Source organism: Pseudoalteromonas sp. S327 (genome assembly GCF_005886415.1).
Classification (GTDB): Bacteria; Pseudomonadota; Gammaproteobacteria; order Enterobacterales; family Alteromonadaceae; genus Pseudoalteromonas; species Pseudoalteromonas atlantica.
Genome location: NZ_PNDP01000065.1, coordinates 1 through 4,615, shown reverse-complemented (window position 1 = coordinate 4,615; position 4,615 = coordinate 1). Strand labels below are relative to the sequence as shown.

Here is a 4,615-nt window from a genome sequence, read left to right as displayed (position 1 = left end):
GCTGTTAGAACTCAATCTGTACGAGTGCCCACACAGATGATTGCTTTATATTGTTAAAGAACGTTGCGATTAAAGCGTTAAACTTTATCTCGCTAGGGCTGCGCATCTTACGCTTTCCTATTTTTTTGTCAATACTTAATTTTGTTAAACTTGAAAGTTTTTAAAACTAAGTTTTACTCGACTTACTAAGTAGCTCTTGCCTCGCTATGCGTTGCGCTCTGCCGTCTCAGTGGGGTCGCATTATAGGGAGAAACGTTTTATACGCAAGCGTTTTATTAAATAAAATTGCATTTAATTTATACCCATAAGAACCTCACATTAAAAACACATGTTACCCACAAAAGCCTGTGGATAAGACTGTTTTTTTGCTTTTAAAACTAAACTCTTTTGATTTGTTATGGTAAGTTGCCAGCACTTTTTTAACTCATGTACTTAGGTAGTATTCATGACAGATATAATAAATAGTATAAGTGCCTTACTTTGGGGCCAAGTTCTCGTCTACTTATTAATAGCAGCAGGTCTCTTTTTTACCATTCGGTTAGGCTTTATCCAATTCGTACAATTCCCACATATGTTTAAAGTTATGTTTGGCTCACGTAAATGTGGTGGAGATGAGATTTCTTCTTTTCAGGCTTTTTGTACTTCTTTAGCGGCGCGGGTTGGAACAGGTAATATGGCCGGTGTTGCCGTGGCACTTTATTTAGGTGGCCCTGGCGCTATATTTTGGATGTGGCTGATTGCTTTAATAGGTATGGCAACTAGCTTTGCAGAAAGTACCTTAGCACAAGCTTATAAAACTAAAGACGCTGATGGCAACTTTAGAGGCGGCCCTGCTTATTATATGGAGCGTGGTTTGGGCAAACGCTGGATGGGTGTGTTGTTTTCATTGTGTTTAATTTTAGCCTTTGGCCTGGTATTTAATGCTGTACAGTCAAACTCTATTGCTGCCGCATTTGAAGTAGCGTTTGATGTACCTAAGTATATAGTAGGCATTGCACTTGTAATTGGCTCTGGCATCATTATTTTTGGTGGATTAAAAACAATATCACGTTTTGCCGAAATGGTTGTTCCATTTATGGCGCTTGCCTATTTGCTAGTTGCTATATATGTATGTGCGATTAACTTTACTGCCCTGCCTGATGTTATTGTACTCATAATAAAAAGTGCATTTGGTTTAGAGCAAGCTGGCGCCGGTGCAATTGGCTATGGTGTAACGCAAGCTATGATCCAAGGTATTAAGCGAGGTTTGTTTTCAAACGAAGCCGGTATGGGTAGCGCAGCCAATGCCGCAGCAACGGCAACACCTTATCCACCGCACCCAGCCTCGCAAGGGTATGTGCAAATGCTAGGTGTATTTATAGATACTATTGTGATCTGTACAGCCACTGCCTCATTAATCTTACTGTCTAATCAACTTGTGCCTGAATCGGGTGTATTAGGAATAGAGTTAACGCAAGCTGCACTACAAGAGCACGTAGGTGACTGGGGCACTTATTTTATTGCCATTGCCATTTTGTTTTTTGCATTTACCTCTATTGTCGCGAATTACTCATATGCCGAAACAAACCTAATGTTTTTAGAGCACAACTCTACTAAAGGAATGTTTATATTTAGATTACTTGTATTAGGTATGGTTATGTTTGGTGCCATTGGTGAACTAGGTATTATTTGGACACTTGCTGACATTTCTATGGGCCTTATGGCTATTGTAAATGTAGTTGCACTGTTTATGCTTTCAGGCGTTGTTGTGTGGTTATCAAAAGATTACAACGCGCAAAACAAGCAAGGTGTATTACCTACGTTTGACAAAGACAAGCACCCTAAGCTTGCCAAAGAGGTTGATCCTAACGCGTGGAAGTAACGCTAAATTAAAAAATTATTAAGCGAGCATTAGCTCGCTTTTTTTTGCCTTTCAAACTATATAAAAATTTATTAATGTATTTCAGAGATATATACCATAATTAAATATCAGTAATAGGCGCTTTTTGATTTACTTACGTACTATAAAATTGAAGTTTGTTATCTATAATATAAAGGAGTCATGATGGATGACCAATTGAACAAATACAGTATTGACACTACCGATTATCAGGTAGGTCAAGATAACGTACAAAAATGGGGGTTTGATGTTCATAATCCAGTGTTTGGAATAAGCGCATTTTTAGTCATACTATTTGTTGCCCTTACCTTATTGCTTGACCCTGAAGTGGTCAGGGAAGCACTTACCTCAACTAAAGATGCCATTATCAATAAATTTGATAGCTACTTCATGTTGATTGCTAATGGTTTCGTATTATTCTGCTTTGCACTTGCGCTCTCCCCTCTTGGTAAAATTCGCTTAGGGGGTGTTGATGCAAAACCTGAACATGGTTATCTCTCATGGCTGGCAATGTTATTTGCCGCAGGAATGGGGATAGGTTTACTGTTTTGGGGTGTAGCAGAGCCCGCAGCCTATTTTACTGATTGGTACTTAATGCCAATGAACGCAGAGCCAAATACCCCAGAAGCTCACTCTTTAGCCATGGGTGCTACCATGTATCACTGGGGCTTACATGGTTGGGCAATTTACGCCATTGTTGCACTTAGCTTAGCGTTTTTTGCTTACAATAAAGGTCTTCCTTTATCTATACGCTCCGTGTTTTATCCCTTATTTGGCGATCGTGCTTGGGGTTGGCTTGGCCATGTTATTGATATACTTGCTGTACTCTCTACGCTTTTTGGTTTAGCAACGTCTCTTGGTTTAGGGGCACAGCAAGCAACAAGTGGTATTAATTATTTAATGGGCACAGACTACGGTACCGTTTTTCAAATTACAGTTATAGCGCTCGTTACCTGTATTGCTATTGTTTCTGTTATTAAAGGCATTGAAGGGGGTGTGAAAGTACTTAGTAACATCAATCTTATATGTGCATTTATTTTACTTGTAGCCATAATATCGCTTACTTTTAGTGACTCAATTACAGCAATATGGTTTACCTTTGGTGCATATGTAGAACATATGGTTCCGCTTAGTAATCCGTTTGGCCGTGAAGATGAAGACTGGATGCATGCCTGGACAGTATTTTATTGGGCATGGTGGATATCGTGGTCGCCGTTTGTAGGAATGTTTATTGCCCGCGTTTCTAGAGGCCGTACCGTGCGAGAATTTTTATTAGTCGTCATTGGCCTGCCAACACTGTTAAGCTTAGTGTGGATGGGGGTATTTGGTAATTTAGCGATTTCACAAATTATTGATAAAGTAGGCCCACTTGGGCAAAACGGGTTAACCGATATCTCTGTAACGCTATTTCAGGTTTATGAGCAGCTTCCGCTTAGTGGCCTTATTAGTGTGATCTCAATTGTGCTTGTTTTAGTATTTTTTATTACCTCTTCTGATTCTGGCTCACTTGTAATAGATGGCATAACCGCAGGCGGAAAAATTGATGCGCCGGTACCACAACGTATATTTTGGGCAACGATTGAAGGGGCAATAGCCGCCGTATTACTGTGGGTAGGTGGCTCTCAAGCCTTGCAGGCCTTGCAATCGGGAGTAGTAACCACTGCGTTACCTTTCTCAATTGTGCTTATTTTAATGTGCGTGGCGCTTATTCAAGGTTTAATGAGCGAATACCCTATTTATAAGGCACAAACAAAGTTATAGCATTATTTACTTTAGCAAAGCGGCCTTGTGTCGCTTTGCTTTGCACTTTATTTCCTCCCTTACCTACAACTTCAGCTAATACATTAACGAACGTATTTAATTATCAAACTGTTTAGCTTTGGCAATACACCTCTAAAACACGTTGTTTTAAATAAATAGAGCGCACATATCAGCGCATAACAACCAAGTGCTATTAATTGCACCTTTAGCTATCAAGTTTATATCATCAGGTAGTCGCGCATGTATGTAAATTGCTTTGATGAACTGAATTGGATTTAGACGGCAGCAGCAAAGAGATATAGGAAAAGTAATGTAGGTTTAATCAACTAACGCTAACGTGTAACAATGCGTATGCTCTGCTTTAAGCACGATTGTCTACCTCAAATTAGTCACTTAATTAAGCCAAGTGCTATTAATTTTTAAGGAATAGGCAAAAACATAGACAAAGTGATTGTTATATAACAAATGGGTATTTATTTAAAATAGGGAGTATTTAATTTACTAAAAGGACTTTAGTGAAAGTGGTGCCCGAGGCCGGACTTGAACCGGCACGACTTGTTAGTCGAGGGATTTTAAATCCCTTGTGTCTACCAATTCCACCACTCGGGCATCGAGTTTGCTATTTAAAGCATGTGGAGTAATTAAATGGAGGCGGAACCCGGAGTCGAACCGAGGTGGACGGATTTGCAATCCGCTGCATGGCCACTCTGCCATTCCGCCTTAACGCTTCCAAATAATTTGGAGCGGCACACGAGGCTCGAACTCGTGACCTCGACCTTGGCAAGGTCGCGCTCTACCAACTGAGCTAGTGCCGCGTTAAACTTTTTATTAATATTTTATCTAACTTTCAATTACCTTGGTAGAATAATTAAAAGTGGTGCCCGAGGCCGGACTTGAACCGGCACGACTTGTTAGTCGAGGGATTTTAAATCCCTTGTGTCTACCAATTCCACCACTCGGGCATCGAGTTTGCTT

Annotated in this window: 2 protein-coding genes and 4 tRNA genes; 2 read left to right on the top strand and 4 right to left on the bottom strand. The window is 40.1% G+C overall.

The window, feature by feature from the left end:
- The first annotated feature begins 445 nt into the window (after positions 1–445).
- A complete protein-coding gene (locus tag CWB60_RS17950) occupies positions 446–1,861 on the top strand; it encodes an alanine/glycine:cation symporter family protein (protein WP_138580053.1) in 1,416 nt (471 codons plus the stop codon).
- 183 nt (positions 1,862–2,044) lie between these two features.
- Complete coding sequence (locus CWB60_RS17945; protein ID WP_138580054.1) at positions 2,045–3,640, top strand: BCCT family transporter; 1,596 nt, start codon at positions 2,045–2,047, stop codon at positions 3,638–3,640.
- Between the two features lie 522 nt (positions 3,641–4,162).
- Here CWB60_RS17945 and CWB60_RS17940 read toward each other — a convergent pair.
- The 4 genes from CWB60_RS17940 to CWB60_RS17925 all read right to left on the bottom strand — a co-directional run bounded on the left by CWB60_RS17940 (position 4,163) and on the right by CWB60_RS17925 (position 4,602).
- A tRNA-Leu gene (locus tag CWB60_RS17940) sits at positions 4,163–4,249 on the bottom strand.
- A 37-nt stretch (positions 4,250–4,286) separates the two neighbouring features.
- Positions 4,287–4,360 (bottom strand) — tRNA-Cys (locus CWB60_RS17935).
- Between the two features lie 19 nt (positions 4,361–4,379).
- Positions 4,380–4,455: transfer RNA gene (locus CWB60_RS17930), tRNA-Gly, on the bottom strand.
- A 60-nt stretch (positions 4,456–4,515) separates the two neighbouring features.
- Positions 4,516–4,602 (bottom strand) — tRNA-Leu (locus CWB60_RS17925).
- Positions 4,603–4,615 lie beyond the last annotated feature (13 nt).